The 16,459-nt window shown below is 72.0% G+C and carries 18 protein-coding genes; 13 read left to right on the top strand and 5 right to left on the bottom strand.

The window, feature by feature from the left end:
- Positions 1 to 11: 11 nt before the first annotated feature.
- The 5 genes from ABIA35_RS43695 (at position 12) to rny (ending at position 5,803) form a co-directional block, all read left to right on the top strand.
- Complete coding sequence (locus tag ABIA35_RS43695) at positions 12 to 197, top strand: DUF3046 domain-containing protein (protein WP_370361955.1); 186 nt, start codon at positions 12 to 14, stop codon at positions 195 to 197.
- Between the two features lie 102 nt (positions 198 to 299).
- On the top strand, positions 300 to 1,670 hold the full coding sequence (locus ABIA35_RS43690) for an MFS transporter (protein ID WP_370361941.1): 1,371 nt from the start codon (positions 300 to 302) through the stop codon (positions 1,668 to 1,670).
- A gap of 108 nt (positions 1,671 to 1,778) precedes the next feature.
- A complete protein-coding gene (gene recA / locus ABIA35_RS43685) occupies positions 1,779 to 2,927 on the top strand; it encodes a recombinase RecA (RefSeq protein WP_370339728.1) in 1,149 nt (382 codons plus the stop codon).
- Positions 2,928 to 2,930: 3 nt separating this feature from the next.
- Positions 2,931 to 3,920: a RecX family transcriptional regulator gene (locus ABIA35_RS43680; protein WP_370339730.1), complete on the top strand. Its 990-nt coding sequence runs from the start codon at positions 2,931 to 2,933 to the stop codon at positions 3,918 to 3,920.
- A 200-nt stretch (positions 3,921 to 4,120) separates the two neighbouring features.
- A complete protein-coding gene (gene rny / locus ABIA35_RS43675) occupies positions 4,121 to 5,803 on the top strand; it encodes a ribonuclease Y (protein ID WP_370339732.1) in 1,683 nt (560 codons plus the stop codon).
- On the opposite strand, the gene ABIA35_RS43670 is transcribed toward rny, so the two are convergent.
- Both ABIA35_RS43670 and ABIA35_RS43665 read right to left on the bottom strand, forming a co-directional pair.
- A complete protein-coding gene (locus ABIA35_RS43670) occupies positions 5,784 to 6,854 on the bottom strand; it encodes a DUF2330 domain-containing protein (RefSeq protein ID WP_370361940.1) in 1,071 nt (356 codons plus the stop codon). The genes rny and ABIA35_RS43670 overlap by 20 nt on opposite strands.
- Positions 6,855 to 6,982: 128 nt before the next feature.
- Positions 6,983 to 8,449, bottom strand: a complete 1,467-nt coding sequence (locus ABIA35_RS43665) for an MFS transporter (protein WP_370361939.1) — start codon at positions 8,447 to 8,449, stop codon at positions 6,983 to 6,985.
- Positions 8,450 to 8,565: 116 nt separating this feature from the next.
- Between ABIA35_RS43665 and ABIA35_RS43660 the strand changes: the two genes are divergently transcribed.
- Positions 8,566 to 9,519 carry a helix-turn-helix transcriptional regulator gene (locus tag ABIA35_RS43660; RefSeq protein ID WP_370361938.1) on the top strand — a complete coding sequence of 318 codons (954 nt, stop codon included), beginning with the start codon at positions 8,566 to 8,568 and terminating at the stop codon, positions 9,517 to 9,519.
- On the opposite strand, the gene ABIA35_RS43655 is transcribed toward ABIA35_RS43660, so the two are convergent.
- Positions 9,406 to 9,954, bottom strand: coding sequence for a hypothetical protein (locus ABIA35_RS43655; protein WP_370361937.1), 549 nt, complete (start codon positions 9,952 to 9,954; stop codon positions 9,406 to 9,408). The two genes, ABIA35_RS43660 and ABIA35_RS43655, sit on opposite strands and share 114 nt — an antisense overlap.
- A 110-nt stretch (positions 9,955 to 10,064) precedes the next feature.
- On the opposite strand from ABIA35_RS43655, the gene ABIA35_RS43650 reads away from it, so the two are divergent.
- Positions 10,065 to 11,171: a hypothetical protein gene (locus ABIA35_RS43650; protein ID WP_370339742.1), complete on the top strand. Its 1,107-nt coding sequence runs from the start codon at positions 10,065 to 10,067 to the stop codon at positions 11,169 to 11,171.
- Positions 11,172 to 11,187: 16 nt separating this feature from the next.
- Here ABIA35_RS43650 and ABIA35_RS43645 read toward each other — a convergent pair whose 3' ends face one another.
- Positions 11,188 to 11,961 (bottom strand): hypothetical protein, encoded by a 774-nt coding sequence (locus ABIA35_RS43645; protein WP_370361936.1) that lies wholly within the window; start codon positions 11,959 to 11,961, stop codon positions 11,188 to 11,190.
- Between the two features lie 87 nt (positions 11,962 to 12,048).
- On the opposite strand from ABIA35_RS43645, the gene ABIA35_RS43640 reads away from it, so the two are divergent.
- From ABIA35_RS43640 to ABIA35_RS43620, 5 genes are all read left to right on the top strand, one after another.
- A complete protein-coding gene (locus tag ABIA35_RS43640) occupies positions 12,049 to 12,570 on the top strand; it encodes a SigE family RNA polymerase sigma factor (protein ID WP_370339745.1) in 522 nt (173 codons plus the stop codon).
- Positions 12,571 to 12,619: 49 nt separating this feature from the next.
- Positions 12,620 to 13,432 carry a hypothetical protein gene (locus tag ABIA35_RS43635; protein ID WP_370361935.1) on the top strand — a complete coding sequence of 271 codons (813 nt, stop codon included), beginning with the start codon at positions 12,620 to 12,622 and terminating at the stop codon, positions 13,430 to 13,432.
- Positions 13,433 to 13,559: 127 nt separating this feature from the next.
- Complete coding sequence (locus ABIA35_RS43630; RefSeq protein WP_370361934.1) at positions 13,560 to 14,024, top strand: MarR family winged helix-turn-helix transcriptional regulator; 465 nt, start codon at positions 13,560 to 13,562, stop codon at positions 14,022 to 14,024.
- 24 nt (positions 14,025 to 14,048) lie between these two features.
- Positions 14,049 to 14,630 (top strand): hydrolase, encoded by a 582-nt coding sequence (locus ABIA35_RS43625; protein ID WP_370361933.1) that lies wholly within the window; start codon positions 14,049 to 14,051, stop codon positions 14,628 to 14,630.
- 91 nt (positions 14,631 to 14,721) lie between these two features.
- Positions 14,722 to 15,378: a class I SAM-dependent methyltransferase gene (locus ABIA35_RS43620; protein ID WP_370361932.1), complete on the top strand. Its 657-nt coding sequence runs from the start codon at positions 14,722 to 14,724 to the stop codon at positions 15,376 to 15,378.
- Here the strand turns inward: ABIA35_RS43620 and ABIA35_RS43615 are convergent.
- Positions 15,361 to 15,699, bottom strand: a complete 339-nt coding sequence (locus tag ABIA35_RS43615; protein ID WP_370339755.1) for an MFS transporter — start codon at positions 15,697 to 15,699, stop codon at positions 15,361 to 15,363. The two genes, ABIA35_RS43620 and ABIA35_RS43615, sit on opposite strands and share 18 nt — an antisense overlap.
- Before the next feature lie 24 nt (positions 15,700 to 15,723).
- On the opposite strand from ABIA35_RS43615, the gene ABIA35_RS43610 reads away from it, so the two are divergent.
- Positions 15,724 to 16,425, top strand: coding sequence for a LysR family transcriptional regulator (locus ABIA35_RS43610; RefSeq protein WP_370361931.1), 702 nt, complete (start codon positions 15,724 to 15,726; stop codon positions 16,423 to 16,425).
- Positions 16,426 to 16,459 lie beyond the last annotated feature (34 nt).

Here is a 16,459-nt window from a genome sequence, read left to right as displayed (position 1 = left end):
GGTCAGGGACGATGCGGCTTCAGGATTTCTGGGAGCGGATGCGGGCGGAGTTCGGGCCGCTGGCCGACTCCTTTGCCCGCGATCATGTGATGAGCGACCTGGGCGGCCGCAGCGTGATGGAGGCGCTGCGGGACGGCATGGACGTGAAGGACATCTGGGGTGCCGTGGCCAAGGACCGGGGTATTCCGTATTTCTAGATCCGGTTCCCGGAACCGGCGTCCGACCCGAGGCCGGAATCGTCAGCTCCGCAGCCGGAACGCCACTTCCGGCCGGGTAAGGATCCCCGCTACGTTCCACATGTGACCGCAGCCGACTCCCGAATATCGCCCGGCCTCGTCGACGCCGCCGGGCGCGCGGCGGCCGTCCAGCGCCGCACCGTCCGCGTCCTCATCGGCAGCCAGATCCTCGGCGGCATCGGGTCCTCGACCGGGTTCTCGCTGTCCACGCTGCTGGCCAAGGAGATCACCGGGAACGCCGGGCTCGCCGGGCTGACCGGTACCTTCTCCTCGCTCGGCGCGGCCTGTGCCTCCGTCCCGCTCTCGCGCGTCATGGCGGCCCGGGGCCGGCGGCCGGGGCTGGTGCTCGGCTACGGCGCCGCGATCGCCGGGACCCTGGTCATCGTCCTTGCCGCCCGGCTGCACTTCTATCCGCTGCTGCTCGGCGGCATGGCGCTATTCGGGTCGGCGTCGGCGGTCAACCTGCAGGCCCGGTACGCCGGCACCGATCTGGCGCCGGCCGAGCGGCGCGGCCGGTCGCTGTCGCTGGTGATCTGGGCGGTGACCGTCGGGTCGATCCTCGGTCCCAACCTCGGGCATCCGGCGGAGGGGACGGCGCGGGCGCTCGGGCTGCCGCCGCTGGCCGGGGCGTTCCTGTGGTCGGGGGTCGCGCTGTGCGGGGCGGCGCTCGTGCTCGGACTCTTACTGCGTCCTGATCCGCTGCTGGTGGCGCGGGAGCTGCGCGGGGAGGACGTCGCAGCGCCGAAGCGGCTGACGCTGAAGGAGTCCTTCGCCGTGATCGGCGAATCGCCGCGGGCGGTGCTGGCGATCGCTGTGGTGGCGGTCTCGCACACCGTCATGGTCTCGGTGATGTCGATGACGCCGGTGCACATGAACTCCGACGGGATGTCCGTGACGGTGATCGGGCTGGTGTTGTCGGTCCACATCACCGGGATGTACGCGTTCTCGCCGCTGGTCGGGTACGCGGTGGACCGGATCGGACGGATCCCGGTACTCAGTACGGGGTTGGCGGTGCTGGCGGTGGCGTGCCTGGTGGTCGGGGCGGCGCCGATGGGATCGCGGGCGTACCTGATCACCGGGTTGCTGCTGCTGGGGATCGGCTGGTCCTGCGGCGTGGTGGCCGGCTCGACGCTGCTCACCGAGTCCACGCCCGACCGGGTGCGGCCGTCGGTGCAGGGGGCCAGCGACTTCGTGATGCAGGGTTCTTCGGCCGGGGGCGCGGCGCTGGCCGGGCTGGTGGTCGGGACGCTGGGGTACTCGTGGCTGGCCGGGCTGGCGGTCGCGCTGCTGGCTCCGGTCGCGGTGCTCGTGGCGGTGACGGCGGTGCGGCGGCCCGGTGCCGGGGCCGGGGCCGGGGCCGGCGCCGGGGGAGCGGCGCCGGACAACATTCCGGGGCGTTCCGTACAGGAAGACGCGGCGCCCCAGGTACCGTGAGAGACGGTCAGGGCCGCGGGACGCGGGCCGAGTCAGTTTTTGTCAGTGGCGTCCTCTACGTTCAAGACCGTCAGACGTGAAGTACCGGAGAAATAGAGGCAGGCACCCATGGCGGCAACGACCACCGACCGCGAGAAGGCGCTCGACGCCGCCCTCGCCCAGATCGAGCGGAACTTCGGCAAGGGCTCGGTGATGCGCCTGGGCGCGCGCTCGGCGCAGCCGATCGACATCATCCCCACCGGCTCGATCGCCCTGGACGTGGCCCTGGGCATCGGCGGGCTGCCGCGCGGCCGGGTCGTGGAGATCTACGGCCCGGAGTCCTCCGGCAAGACGACGGTCGCGCTGCACGTGGTCGCCAACGCCCAGAAGAACGGCGGGCAGGCCGCGTTCATCGACGCCGAGCACGCGCTGGACCCGGAGTACGCCAAGAACATCGGCGTGGACACCGACGCGCTGCTGATCTCCCAGCCGGACACCGGCGAGCAGGCGCTGGAGATCGCCGACACCCTGATCCGCTCCGGCGCGCTGGACATCATCGTCATCGACTCGGTCGCGGCCCTGGTGCCCAAGGCCGAGATCGAGGGCGAGATGGGCGACTCGCACGTCGGTCTGCAGGCCCGCCTGATGAGCCAGGCGCTGCGCAAGCTGACCGGGGTGATCAGCCAGACCAACACCACGGTGATCTTCATCAACCAGCTGCGCGAGAAGGTCGGCGTGATGTTCGGCTCGCCGGAGACCACCACCGGCGGGCGCGCGCTGAAGTTCTACGCCTCGGTCCGCCTGGACATCCGGCGCATCGAGACGCTGAAGGACGGCACGGAGGCGGTCGCGAACCGCACCCGCGTCAAGGTCGTGAAGAACAAGGTCGCCCCGCCGTTCAAGCAGGCGGAGTTCGACGTGGTCTTCGGCGTCGGCATCTCCCGCGAGGGCTCGCTGATCGACATGGGCGTCGAGCACGGCTTCGTGAAGAAGGCCGGCGCCTGGTTCACCTACTCCGAGGGGCAGCTGGGCCAGGGCCGCGAGAACGCCCGCCGGTTCCTGAAGGAGAACCCGGACGTCGCCGACGGCCTGGAGAAGCTGATCAAGGAGAAGCTGGGCATCGGCCCGAAGGTCGACGAGCCGGCCGACGGCAGCCCGGCGGTGGCCCCGCTCACCGCGGTCGACGGCGCGGCCCCGGCCGAGGAGGCGGCGGCCAAGCCGGCCAAGACCACCCGCGCGCGCAAGACCGCCGCGGCCGCGGCCGGTGCGGAGGAGTAGTAGGTGAGCGCCGGTTGGGGCCGGTTCCAGGACGAGGAAGCCGGTCCCGACTGGTTGGCCGCGGCGGGGGAGGACGCGGCTGGGGAAAACGCGGCGCCGGGTTGGGCCGCGCCGGGCGGGGACGCTCCGGAGGGGAAGTCCGGAGCGGGCTCGCCGGGATGGGCCGCGCCGGGTGAATCCGCCGATGGCGCGCCAGGTTGGGCCGCGGCTGCCGAGCCGGGTGCGGATTCCGCGCCGAGCGGCTGGGCTTCGTTGGCCGACGCGGCGGGCAGCCGGAGCGCGGCGCCGAAGCGTTCCGGCCAGCAACGGAAGTCCTCGGGCGGCTTCGGCGACGATCGGCGTGACGACCGGCGCGGCGGCTCTGCCACCCCGGCAAAGGCGAAAAAGAGCGCGAGCGCCGCCAAGAAGTCCTCCGGCGGCTGGTCCTCGCGCCGCAAGGACCGCGATCCGGCCGACGCCGACGCCGACAAGCCCAAGCCGCCGCTCTCGCGCGAGAAGCTGGAGCAGCGCGCGAAGAACATCCTGATGTACCACCTCGGCCGGCAGATGCAGACCCGCTCGCAGTTGGCCGACCGGCTCCGCAAGAAGGAGATCCCGGACGACATCGCCGAGGCGGCGCTCGACCGGTTCGAGGAGCTGCACCTGCTCAACGACGGCGACTACGCCGAGACCTTCGTGCGCTCCCGGCACACCGAGCGCGGGCTGGCCAAGCGGGCCCTGGGCTACGAGCTGCGCAAGCGCGGGATCGACGACGAGACCGCCGCCGAGGCCCTGTCCACGCTCGACGAGGACCAGGAGGCCGCCACGGCGCGGCGACTTGTCGACTCGCGGCTGCGCGCCACCCGGGGGCTGGACCCGCAGGTGCGGACCCGGCGGCTGGTCGGCATGCTCGCGCGCAAGGGCTACTCCTCCTCGGTCGCTTTCCGGGTGGTCAAGGAGGCGCTGGCCGAGGAGGGGCTGGACGTCGACCTCGGGGACCCCGGCTTCGACTGAGGCCCTGCGTACCCCTGGCGCGCCGGCCCGCGCAAGGGTTCGCCCGAACACCACCCCATCCGGTGTTTTCATCGGCTTTTCCCGGCGACACCAACGGTTGTCGACCACACTCCTCCTTGACCGTATTGTTACCTCGCCCTAACCTCGCACTCAGTGAGGGATCATCGAAGGATCACTCAAGCGCGCTGGGAGCGAACTAAATGGTCGGCCTGTTGATCGCGATCGCAGCGGTGGTCGCGGCGTGTGTCGGCCTGCTCGTGGGTCTGAACGTCGGCGGCACCCGCCGGATCAACAATCTCAAGAAGAGCGCGTACCAGGACTTCGACAAGCAGGTCGCCGAGCTGGCCCAGCGCGCCCAGGCGCGGGAGGGCGAGCACGCCGCCGCGGTCGTGGCCGCCCAGCGCGACCTGGCCGCCGTGCACCGGGAGGCCGCCGAGTCGCGCAAGCAGGCCGACGCCCAGGCCGTGCAGATCCGGGAGCAGGCCGCCGCCTCGGCAGGCGTCGAGATGGACCGGGCGCGCCGGATCCGGGACGAGGCCGAGGCCGAGACCCGGGTGCTCAAGGACGACATCCGCGAGCTGCGGCTGGACCTGGAGCGCCGCGAGGCCCGGCAGGCCGAGCGCGAGGAGCGGCTGGACGCCGACCTGCGCCGCACCTCCGACAAGGAACGCGAGCTGTCCGCGGCCGACGCCGAGCTGGAGCGCAAGAAGGCCGAGCTGGCCACGCTGGAGGACGAGCGCCGCGCCGTCCTGGAGCGGGCCGCCGCGCTGTCCGCCGCCGAGGCCAAGTCCGAGCTGGTGAAGTCGATCGAGAACCAGGCCAAGCGCGAGGCCGCGGTGCTCATCCGGCAGATCGAGCAGGAGGCCCGGGACGAGGGCGACAAGCGGGCCCGCAAGACCGTGGCCCTGGCCATCCAGCGGGTGGCCAGCGAGCAGACCGCCGAGTCCGTGGTCTCCGTGCTGCACCTGCCCAGCGACGACATGAAGGGCCGGATCATCGGCCGCGAGGGCCGCAACATCCGGGCCTACGAGTCGATCACCGGCGTCAACCTGATCATCGACGACTCGCCCGAGGCGGTGCTGCTGTCCTGCTTCGACCCGGTGCGCCGGGAGGTCGGCCGGCTGACGCTGGAGGAGCTGGTCCTGGACGGCCGGATCCACCCGCACCGCATCGAGGAGATCTACGAGCGCTCCAAGGCCAAGGTCGAGACGCTGTGCGTGCGCGCCGGCGAGGACGCCCTGATGGAGCTCGGCATCACCGACATGCACCCCGAGCTGATCGCCCTGCTCGGCAAGCTGCGCTACCGCACCTCCTACGGGCAGAACGTCCTGAAGCACCTCGTGGAGTCCGCGCACCTGGCCTCGATCATGGCCTCCGAGCTGCGGCTGGACCCGGTGCTGCTCAAGCGGTGCACGGTGCTGCACGACATCGGCAAGGCGCTGACCCACGAGGTCGAGGGCAGCCACGCGCTGATCGGCGCCGAGATCGCCCGCAAGTACGGCGAGCACGACGACGTCGTCCACGCCATCGAGGCGCACCACAACGAGGTCGAGGTCCGCACCGTGGAGGCGGTGCTGACGCAGGCCGCCGACGCCATCAGCGGCGGCCGCCCCGGCGCGCGCCGGGAGTCGCTGGAGGCCTACGTCAAGCGCCTGGAGCGGCTGGAGCAGATCGCCGCCGAGCAGGAGGGCGTGGAGAAGGTCTTCGCCATGCAGGCCGGCCGCGAGATCCGGGTGATGGTCGTCCCCGACGCGGTCGACGACATCCAGGCGCAGGTCATCGCCAGGGACATCGCCAAGCAGGTCGAGGAGGAGCTGACCTACCCGGGGCAGATCCGGATCACGGTCGTGCGCGAGTCCCGCGCTACTGAGTACGCACGCTGAGGTTCCTCGAAGCCCGGTGCCGCCAGAACCACCCGGCGAACAACGCCAGTACCAGCAGTACCGCGGCCAGCACGATCAGATACGCCGGGATGCCGGCGACTTTCAGCAGCTCCTCCTGGTCGTAGGTACTGTGCTGAACCCAGTCCGAACGCGCCGGAGTGAACGCGTAGTCCTGCGTGATCAGTGACGGGTCCGCGAAGGTCGCGTCGTACACGGTCAGGAACATCTTCCCCGCCGCCAGGGTCGCCAGCGCCGGCCCGACGTCCGAGGGGTCGATCCAGTCCCCGAACGCCGAGGGTGCCGCCTGGTCGGGGACCGGCGAGCTCGCCACGTCCATCCGGTGCGGCGCCAGCACGGAGACCTGCACGTTCTGCGCCGTCGTCGCGCCGGCCGACAGCCGCATCGGGTACACGGCCGACTTGGCCGGGAACGACAGGCTGATCGGGTCCAGGACCCCGTTCAGATCGGCGGTGCTCCCGGTCGCCAGCCGGACGGCCACGAACTTCCAGCCCTGACTCGTGTACGCGGCCAGCCGGGCCGCCGTGCTGTCCTTCAGGGTGAACTGGTGCTGGTTCAGCCAGGCGCCCAGCGCCGCCGGGTCGGCCGAGGCCAGGTTAGCCACCTCGAACTCGCCGATCCGCTGGTCGCTGAGCACCTGCACGGCCGGCGGAGGTGCCGCGGCCATGGCGCCGCCGGCTCCCGAGTACTTGGCGGACGATCCGTGCGGCCAGAAGTAGTGGTGCACCACGGCCACCGGAGCCTGGGCGGCCTCCAGCTCGTCGAACAGATCCCGGTCGGCCAGCTTCACCGTGGCCTGGTTCGGCACCGGCATCACCCACGCCGCGTCCGTCACGTCGCTGCGCGTGGAGAACCGCATGACGACGTCCTCCGTCGTCCCGTCGAACCGCACCACCGCCTGTTCGCGCGCGACGCTCATCGTGCCGCCCGAACCCGGGATCATCGCCCCGCATTCGCACGCCCACGCCGGATCGGCCACCCACACCGCCTGCAGCCCGCCCGCCGCCAGCGCCAGTGTCAGAGTCTTGGCCACCCACCTGCGCATCCTGATTCCCCTCCCGAAAAGCCCTGAAAAGCAACCGTCTCCCGGCCAGGCTTGGACGCCCTCGCCGGGAGACGGGTTCCGCTGCTCCCACCACGGATTGGTAACGGCCGGACCGGCTACCGCTCGCGGCCCGGGGCCAGCAGCTGCACCGCCACCGCGGCGACCGCCAGCACCACCGCGAGCCCGATCAGCGTCTGGTGCATCCCGCGGACGAAGTCGCCGCCGGCCACCAGCGCGCCGGCCACGGCCACCGACAGCGCGCCGCCGACCTGCCGCGAGGTGTTCACGATGCCGGCCGCGGTGCCCGCGCGCTCGGCCGGGACGCTGCCCATCACCATGATGGTCAGGGCCGGGACCACGAACGATCCGGCGAAGGAGACCGGGATCAGCAGCAGGACCAGCAGCCAGGCCGGCTGGTCGGGGCGGACCGCCAGCAGCAGGAGCATCGCGCCGGCGGTGCCGGTCAGGCCGATCGTCATCGACGCCCGGGCGCCGATCCGGGCCACCATCCGGGCCGCCACGGTCACGTTCACCACCGACACCACCGCGGTGATCGGGGCGAACAGCAGGCCGGTGACCGTCGGGGACTTGTGGGCCACCTGCTGGAAGTACAGGCTGAGCAGGAAGATCACGCCGTAGAAGGCGGCGTTGACGGTGAACCCGGCGGCCGCGGTCAGGGACATGGCGCGGGACTTGAACAGCGCCAGCGGCACCATCGGCCGCTCCTGCCGGGACTCGGCCACCGCGAAGACCACCGAGGCCAGCGCCGCCGCCGCGAACGAGGCCGGCACCCCGGCGGTGCCGAAGCCCTTCGAGCCGCCCTCGATGAAGCCGTAGGTGACACCGGCCAGCGCCACCACCGAGGACACCAGCCCGATGACGTCGAAGTGGGCGCGTGCGGCGGTCGCGGCCTGGGCGAGCTTGGGCGTGCCGGCCAGCAGGGCCAGCGCCGCGGCCCCGGCCGGCAGGTTCAGGAAGAAGATCCAGCGCCAGTTCACGGCGGCGGTGATCAGGCCGCCGGCCACCGGTCCGGCAGCCGCGGCGGCGGAGCCGGCCGCGGTCCACAGCGCGATCGCCCGGTTGCGTGCCGCCGGCTCCGGGAACCCCTGGCGGATCAGCGCCAGCGAGGCCGGCAGCATCAGCGAGGCGGCGGCGCCCTGGATCAGCCGCGCGGTGATCAGCAGCCCCAGCGACGGGGCCAGACCGCACGCCACGGAGGAGAGCGTGAACCCGATCAGCCCGAGGCCGTAGGCGGCCTTGGCACCGAACCGGTCGCTCAGCGCGCCGGCGGAGAGCATGAGGGCTGCGAAGGCCAGGGTGTAGCCGTCGATCACCCACTGCGCGCCGGCCATCCCGCCGGCCAGGCTGCGGTTGATGGCAGGCAGCGCCACGTTGACGACCATGGCGTCCAGGCCGACGAGGAAGAAGCCGAAGACGGACGCCGCGAGGAGGCGCTTGGAGCCGGCGGCCGAGGGCGCGGCGTCGGCGGCAGGTGCGGTGGCGGCCGTGGCGTTGGCGGTGGCGTCGGCCGTGGCGGCGTCGGGGCCGGCGGTCCGCGGCCGGGCGGCGGTGAGAGCTGTCATGCCGGTAACGATCGCGGTCCGCCGCACCGCCATACAGACCGTGCCGAGCCGGGGAGCGCGGTGCCGGGGTGCGACACACCCCCTCACATCTCGCGCGCTGCCTCTACGCTGGCAGTATGACGAATGGCACGGAGCTGGGGATCTTCCTGAAGGCACGGCGCGCGGCGGTCCGGCCGGAGGAAGTGGGCCTGCCCACCGGGACGAGCGTCCGCCGCACGCCGGGCCTGCGCCGCGAAGAGGTGGCGATCCTGGCCGGCGTCAGCGTCGACTACTACACCCGTCTGGAGCGCGGCAAGGAGAGCAACCCGAGCCCGGCCGTGGTGGACGCGCTGGCCCGCATCCTGCGCCTGAGCCCGGACGAGCACCAGCATCTGCGCAACCTCGGGGAGATCGCGGCCCGGCCGGCCCGGCAGGCCGAGCAGCGCCAGTCCCGGACACGGACCGTGCGCCAGGGCGCGTTGATCCTGATGGAGCAGATCCGTCCCTACCCGGCGTACATCGTCAGCCGGACCAACGACGTGCTGGCCGCCAACCCCGCGGGGCTGGCGCTGTTCCCGGGCCTGGCGGGCTGGCCGGCCGGGCAGCGCAACATCACCCGCTACCTGTTCCTGAACCCGGTCGCCAAGCAGCTGTATCCGGAGTGGGACAAGCTCGTCCCGAACTCCGTTGCCTACCTGCGGGCCCGGGCCGGCGCCGATCCCGACGACCCGGAGCTGGTGCGCCTCATCGGTGAGCTCGTGGTGAAGAGCAAGGAGTTCGCCCGGCTCTGGGAACGCTACGAGGTGAAGAACATCGGCCAGGGCACGAAGGCCTTCCAGCACCCCGACGTCGGCCCGATGACGCTGGACTACGAGGCGATGGAGCTGGCCAACACCGGGGGCCAGCGCATGATCGCCTACTACCCGATGCCCGGCAGCCCCGACCTCGACGCCGTCACGCTGCTGGACATGATCGGCTCAGGACTGCTCGCGGCGGGCGTCGACGGACTTCAGCAGCTCGTTCAGCCCGCCGATGGAGAGCTTGTGGAACTGGGGGACGGGACCGGGGTGGCCGGCGAGCATGAGGGCTGACCGGACGGTCATCCGCACTATCCGCATCGCCGCGAAGAACAGGTAGAAGGCCAGCGGGATCTCGACGAACACCGCGGAGAGCACCGAGGCGGTCTCGTCCGGGGTGCCCCAGTCCAGCGAGATGTCGAACCACGCGTCGCACAGCAGCAGGGTCGCGGTGAAGACGCAGGCGATCACCGTGTACTGGCGCCGGCGCCAGGCACCCCAGCACGTGGCGAGGAGCCCGAGCAGCAGCAGGCTGTCGAAGCCGACCCAGGCGGCGTTCCAGGCGTTCTCCGGATGGTGGTCGGGCAACTCCAGCGCCAGGTAGACGATCCACGGGACGAGCACCACGAACCCGGCGGTGACGACCGTCAGGAACAGCTGGCGCATGTGCCGCAGCTGCGCGTTCTTCAGGGACGGCAGCCCGGCTGCCGCGAGTTCGTCGTGGTCCACGATCTCGATGGTCGCACGGGACCGGTAACGGATGGGTCACGGGATGGAACCGGACACGGGCCCGCGCGTCTCCTTAGCAGAGGCGACAATGGTTACGGGAGGACATTGAGATGGCCGGTCGTGGACGTAAGACGTGGGCTCGGGCCGCCCTGTGCGCGGCGGCGCTGGCGACCCCGCTGGCGGTGAGCGGATGTCAGAGCTCGACGAGCGCGGCGGGCTCGGGCCCGGCGGCCGTGGCCGGCACCTCGAGCAGCCAGGCATCGGGAGGCTCCGCGGGCGCGGGCGCGCAGGGCGGCGGCTCGTCCGCTTCGAGCCCGGCGGCGGGGTCCTCGTCCTCCGCTCCCGCAGCGCTGAACGCGACCGGCGGCACCGGCCTGACCATCTCCGACGGCAGCGGCAAAGTCCTGATGAACGGCAAGGCCGTCGACTTCGGTACGCAGGTGACCGATCCGGCCTGGTCCCCGGACGGCAGCCGGGTGGTCTTCATCGACGGCGCCGGCGACCTGGTCGTGGCGAACGCCGACGGCAGCGGCCAGACCGTGGCCGCCCACAACCCCGGCGGCCAGAAGTGGTCGCACCCGACCTGGCAGACCACGCAGGCCGATCCGCAGGACGGCATGGCGGCGCGGAACAACATCTTCTTCGCCTCGACCGCCGGCGGCGGCACCTTGTGGGAGGTCCCGACGGACGCCCACAACGCGAAGCCCACGCAGCTCAGCCTCAACGGCTACTCCGGGCAGGGGAACACCCCGCCGCCCGCGGCCGACAACCTCTGGCCCGCCGGCGGCGGCCGCTTCGGCAGCGCGGTGTATGAGCACGACAACGGTTCGTCCGCCGACGTCTACGTCCGTGACAACTACCTGCGCCAGCAGGGCGGGATCGCGATCAAGAACGCGTCCGAGCCGGAATACGTGCTGGTCGGGACGTCCGCGGACAGCCAGGGCACCCCGGAGGTCGTGTTCGTCCGACAGGTCGGCGCGTACAAGCACGTGTTCGTGGAGGCCATCCAGAACAGCACCGGCGGCGCTCCCGCGCCGGCGCGCGACCTGACCCCGCACGCCACCACCGACTGCACCGAGCCGGCCATCTCCCCGGACGGCAGGACCGTCGCGTTCTCCACGTCCTCCGGCGTCGTGTCCGTCGCCGCCGACGGGTCGGGGAATCCGGCGTTCGTGACGCACGCGCCGGGCTTCCCGGCGTTCCGGGCGGTCTCCTGACCGGACGTCCCGCGGATCAGGACCGCCACCACGGTTCACGGATCACGAGGTTCTCCAGCGGTACACAGCCCTGGGCGTTGGCGACCTGGTTGTGGTCCAGGTCCCAGCCGACGATCCCGTTCCCCATCCGGGTCAGCTCGATGAGCGTGTTCGACTGCTCGGTCGTGCCGAGCTGCACCTGGCACGTCACCAGCGAGGACCAGGACCGGCCGTCCAGGGCCACCGCGAACGCCGCGACCGGCAGCGCCACCACGGCCAGCAGGGTCGCGGCGACGCGCTCGGCCGTGATGAGCCGGTGCTGCCACGGCGCCAGCGCCTGCGAGCGCTCCCGGTGGCCGCGGTGGCCGGTCCGGTACTCGATCACCACCCCCTGCCGCAGCAGCCAGGCCAGCACGGCGGTGGCCGCGCCCCAGCGCCAGTCGAAGAACACCGTCATCAGCAGGCCGAAGGCCAGCGGGCTGATCAGCGACATGGCGGTGGCGATCAGCAGGGTGCGCCGGTCCGTGCCGCGGGGCAGGCCGCCGCGCGCGGCCATGGCCAGGAACGTCATGCGCGCGGTCACCAGCGCCAGGATCATGGCCAGCACAGCGCTGCTGCGCACCATGCCCATCAGCACGTCGAGCCAGTTCTTCGGCTCCAGGGCGACCAGCACGTCCCAGGCCGCGTCGCCGCCGCCGACGGTCCAGGCCACCTTCAGGATCGGGAACACCAGGACCACCGCCAGCACCACGGTGTGCCCGGGGCCTCCCCAGCTGTCTTCGTTCTTCGCCTTCTCGACCACGGACTTCATTGGGCAGGGTCCTGACACCCGGCGGCCAATCCGTTGCTCCGAACGGGAACAGAACCATCGGGCGCCCCGGACCCGTCTGGCAGGGGTGTGAGGCATTCGGACAAGGAAAGCGACGACGCCGGCTTCGCGGAGTTCGTGGCCGCCAACACGGCCCGCCTGGTGCACCTGGCGGAGCTGCTGACCGGCAGCCCGCAGGACGCTCCCGACCTGGTGCAGTCGGCGCTGATCAAGGTGTATCCGCGCTGGTCGCGGATCGAGGCCGACGACCCCACCGGCTATATCCGCCGCGTGATGATCAACCAGCAGAACGACTGGTGGCGGCGCAAGCGGCACAAGGAGGTCAGCCTGTCGGCCGGCGGGCTGCCCGACCGCGCGGCCGGCGGGGACCTGGCCGGCGAGCAGGCCCGGCGCGACCTCGTGCTCGCCGCGCTGTCCGGGCTGACCCGCCGCGAGCGGCAGGTGGTGGTGCTGCGGTTCTACTGCGACCTGACCGAGCCGGCCATCGCGGCCGAGGCCGGGATCGCGGTCGGGACCGTGAAGAGCACCTTGGCACGGGCCCTGACCCGCCTGAGAAGCATGCCCGGGCTGGCGCTGGCGCGTGTCGACTGACGCGGCGGCGCAACGAAGGGCACCGATCGATGAGGAAGGAGAATCAGGAATGGAAGACGGTTTCGAGGAACACCTCGCCGGGATGATGGACTATCGCACCGACCCGTCGGCACCGGTATCGGCGGCCGGGGCGCGGATCGCGGCCCGCCGCCGCGGCCGGATGCGCGCGATCGGCACGGCCGGCAGCGCACTGGCCGTCGCGGCGGTCGGCATCGGCGTCGCGACACTCAACGGCTCGGGCGGACACGGGGCCGCTGCCGGGCCGGGTCTGTCGGCCGGGGTCGGAGGCGGAGTGACGCCGGCGGCGGTGTCCAGTCCGCCGGTCACGGGTACAGGCACAGGCACGAGCACGAGTGCGAGCCCGACCGCGCCGCAGCCCGGCACGACGGTCCGGGTGGCGTCGGGGACGACGATCACGGTGACGGACGGCTTCTCGGTCCGGGTGACGGACACCGAGGCCTGCTACACCGCTTCCCGGACGTTCATAGGTCTACCGGCCACCACCCCGGACACACCGGGCTGCATCGACACCACCGACCCGAACGTCCGGCGGCGGCCCGGCGCCCCGGCGAACCTCAGCGCCGTGACGCTGCCCCGAGGCGGAGGCCTCCTGGCGGTGTTCCAGGGCCCTGGGATCCCGGTGCGTGCCGAAGTCCTGATGCTCGGCAAGCGGTATCCCGCGACGCTGGTCTCGACACCGGGGATGAAGGACTGGATCGCGCTGTACGCGCTCCTGCCGCCCGAGCCGGCGGACATGACCGGTTCCCCGGGCCTCGTGGCCTACGACGCGTCCGGCAAGGTGCTCGCCCAGCACGCGGACAGGGAGACCCCGATCCCTACCAAGTCCGGCAACGGCAAGTAGCTCCGCCGGACGTTCGGGGACAGCGGGCCGCCGGGATCATCCAAGGATCCCGGCGGCCCTCCTTTGTTCAGGCTGGACTGCGCACCCATGGTTGCGAAGTCCAGCCTTTCTATCTATCGTGGGGGCCGTGCCCGAGCCTGCCGAGGACCTTCATGACGACCTTCATGGCGAGGCGCTGCGCGCGGCCATGGAGATCTTCGTCGTAGTCGGCCGCCTGCGCCGACGCCTCGGCGCGCTCCCCGGCGACGCCGGTCTGACGCCGGCGCAGGCCTCGGTGCTCACCCGGTTGACCAAGGTGCCCTCCGCGACGGTCGGCGAGCTGGCCGGCGCCGAGCAGGTCTCGCACCAGGCGACGGTCAAGACCGTCGCCGCGCTCGAGCAGGCCGGCCTTGTCCGCCGGGACCCCGACCCGGACGACGGCCGCCGCCAGCTCATCAGCCTCACCGACACCGGCCGGACGCGCGCTTTCGGTGCGCGGCAGGCGCGGCAGGAGTGGATGGCCCGCGCGCTGGCCGAGCACGGCACCCCGGAGCAGATCCGCGCGGTCCTCATCGCGGCCGAGTTGCTCGGCAAGGTCTCCGACACACCCTGAAGTCCCCAAGGAAAGGCACTCCCCGTGGCCATCACCACCATCGACCCCAAGACCGCGCTGGTCGTCATCGACCTGCAGAACGGCATCACCGCCATGCCCGGCGCGCCGGTCCCGACCGCCGAGGTCATCAAGAACTCCGTGGAGCTGGCGCAGGCCTTCCGCGAGCGCGGCCTGCCGGTCGTGCTGGTCAACGTCACCTTCGCCGCGGACGGCGCGGACGTGATGCCCGGCCGCACCGACCAGGGCGCGGGCGGCCGGCAGTTCCCCGAGGGCTGGGACCGGATCATCGCCGACCTCGACGGCCACGAGGCCGACATCCGGGTCACCAAGCGCAACTGGTCCGCCTTCTACGGCACGAACCTCGACCTGCAGCTGCGCCGCCGCGGCGTCACGCAGATCGTCCTGACCGGCATCGCGACCAGCATCGGCGTGGAGTCCACGGCGCGCGTCGCGCACGAGCACGGCTACCACGTCACGGTCGCCACCGACGCGGTCACCGACTCCGACGCCGACGCGCACCAGAACAGCGTGGAGCGCATCTTCCCGCGCCTGGCCGAGAACGGGACCACGGCGGAGATCCTCGCCGCGCTGCCCGCCGCCGGCTGAGCCCTTCCCGGACCGCCTCCGTGCGCCGGACTCCCGTCACCTCGCACAATGAGAGGTGACGGGAACCCGGACCCAGAAGGAGGTAGCGGCGATGAGCGGCAGGATCAAGCACCCGGTCTTCGCCCGGATCTATGCGAAGTGCGCTGGTCCCTCTTTGGAGAAGGCCGGCATCGGCGTGCACCGGGACCGGCTGCTGGCCGGGCTGAGCGGTGACGTCGTCGAGGTCGGGGCGGGCAACGGCCTGAACTTCACCCGCTATCCGGGGACGGTCGGGCAGGTGACCGCCGTCGAACCGGAGCCGGACCTGCGCGCTCTGGCCGAGGCGGCGGCGCGGTCCGCGTCCGTGCCGGTGGCGGTCGTCGAGGGCCGCGCCGAGGCGCTGCCGTTCCCCGACGGCTCCTTCGACGCCGCGGTGGCGTGTCTCGTGCTGTGCTCGGTGACGGACCAGAGAATCGCGTTGGCCGAGATCAGCAGGGTTCTGCGACCTGGCGGCATCCTGCGCTTCTTCGAGCATGTGCGGTCCGACAACGGCGGGATGCGCGGCCTGCAGCGCGTCCTGGACGCCACGATCTGGCCGCTGGCCGCCGGCGGCTGCCACACCGCCCGCGACACCGCCGCCGCGATCGCCGCCGCCGGCTTCACCGTCACCGAACTGGACTACTTCGAGTTCCCGCAGACCCGGATCCCGCTGCCGATCCAGACGCACATCCTCGGCGTCGCGACCAGGCCCTCAGCCGACCGCGGCTAGCGCCTCCTCGGGGGCGTCGCTCGGCGCCTCGCGCCGGGTGACCAGCGAGACCAGCAACGAACAGGCCGTCAGCACGACGCCGAACCAGACCGCGCTGGAGACCCCCGACTGGTCCGCGAACACCCCGCCGATCAGCGCGCCGAGCGCGATCGAGACGTTGAATCCCAGGGTGTTGATGGACATCGCGGCCTCGAACCGGTCCGGCGCCGAGGAGAGCACCAGGTTGATCTGGCACAGGTTCGACGCGCCGAACGCCAGGCCCCACACCGCCGCCGCGACCAGCGCGCCGCCGCGCGAGTGGCCGAGCCCCACCAGCGCCATCGATCGTGATTCACGATGGACGGTATGGAACTCCAGCAACTGCGCTACGTCATAGCCGTCGCCGAGACCGGCGGCTTCACCCGGGCCGCCGAGCGATGCCTGGTCGTGCAGTCCGCGCTGAGCCACCAGATCGCCCGCCTGGAGCGCGAGCTGGGGGCCAGGCTCTTCGAGCGCACCAGCCGCCGCGTGAGCCTGACCCCGGCCGGCGCCGCCTTCCTCCCGGCCGCCCGGCAGTGCCTGGAGGCCGCCGACCGGGCCGCGGCCGAGGTGGCCGCCGCCGTCGGCGAGGTGCGCGGCCGGCTCGCCGTCGGCCTGATCCCGACCGTCACCGCCGTCGACATCCCAGGCGCCCTGCGCGACTTCCACGAGCGCTACCCGCGGGTGCGGATCAGCCTGCGCGTCGGCGCCAGCGACGACCTCGTTGTGGACCTCCCGGCCGGGACCGCGGGCCGCTTGCAGTCCGACGAGGCCTTCGAGGCCGCCGGCCTGACCCGCGACGTGGCCTACGAGGTGACCACCGCCGACTACACGGCACGCCTCGTCGCCCCGGGCCTGGCGATCGCCCTGCTGCCGGCCGCGTGGGCGCCGTCCCTGAACGGCGTGACGGTCATCCCGGTCCTCGACGCGCCGCAGCGGGTGGAGTGCGCGATCTGGGGTCGCGAGACGCGGACGCCGGCGGCTGCGGCGTTTCTGGAGATTCTGAAGATCCCGCACACAATTCTCTGATCGAACCCCTCACCACCGAGCCTTGCTATACCCC

The sequence above is a fragment of the Catenulispora sp. MAP12-49 genome, assembly GCF_041262705.1.
GTDB lineage: Bacteria > Actinomycetota > Actinomycetes > Streptomycetales > Catenulisporaceae > Catenulispora.
Note: the sequence above shows the minus strand (reverse complement) of the source record. Positions and strands in the feature narration are given on the sequence as shown.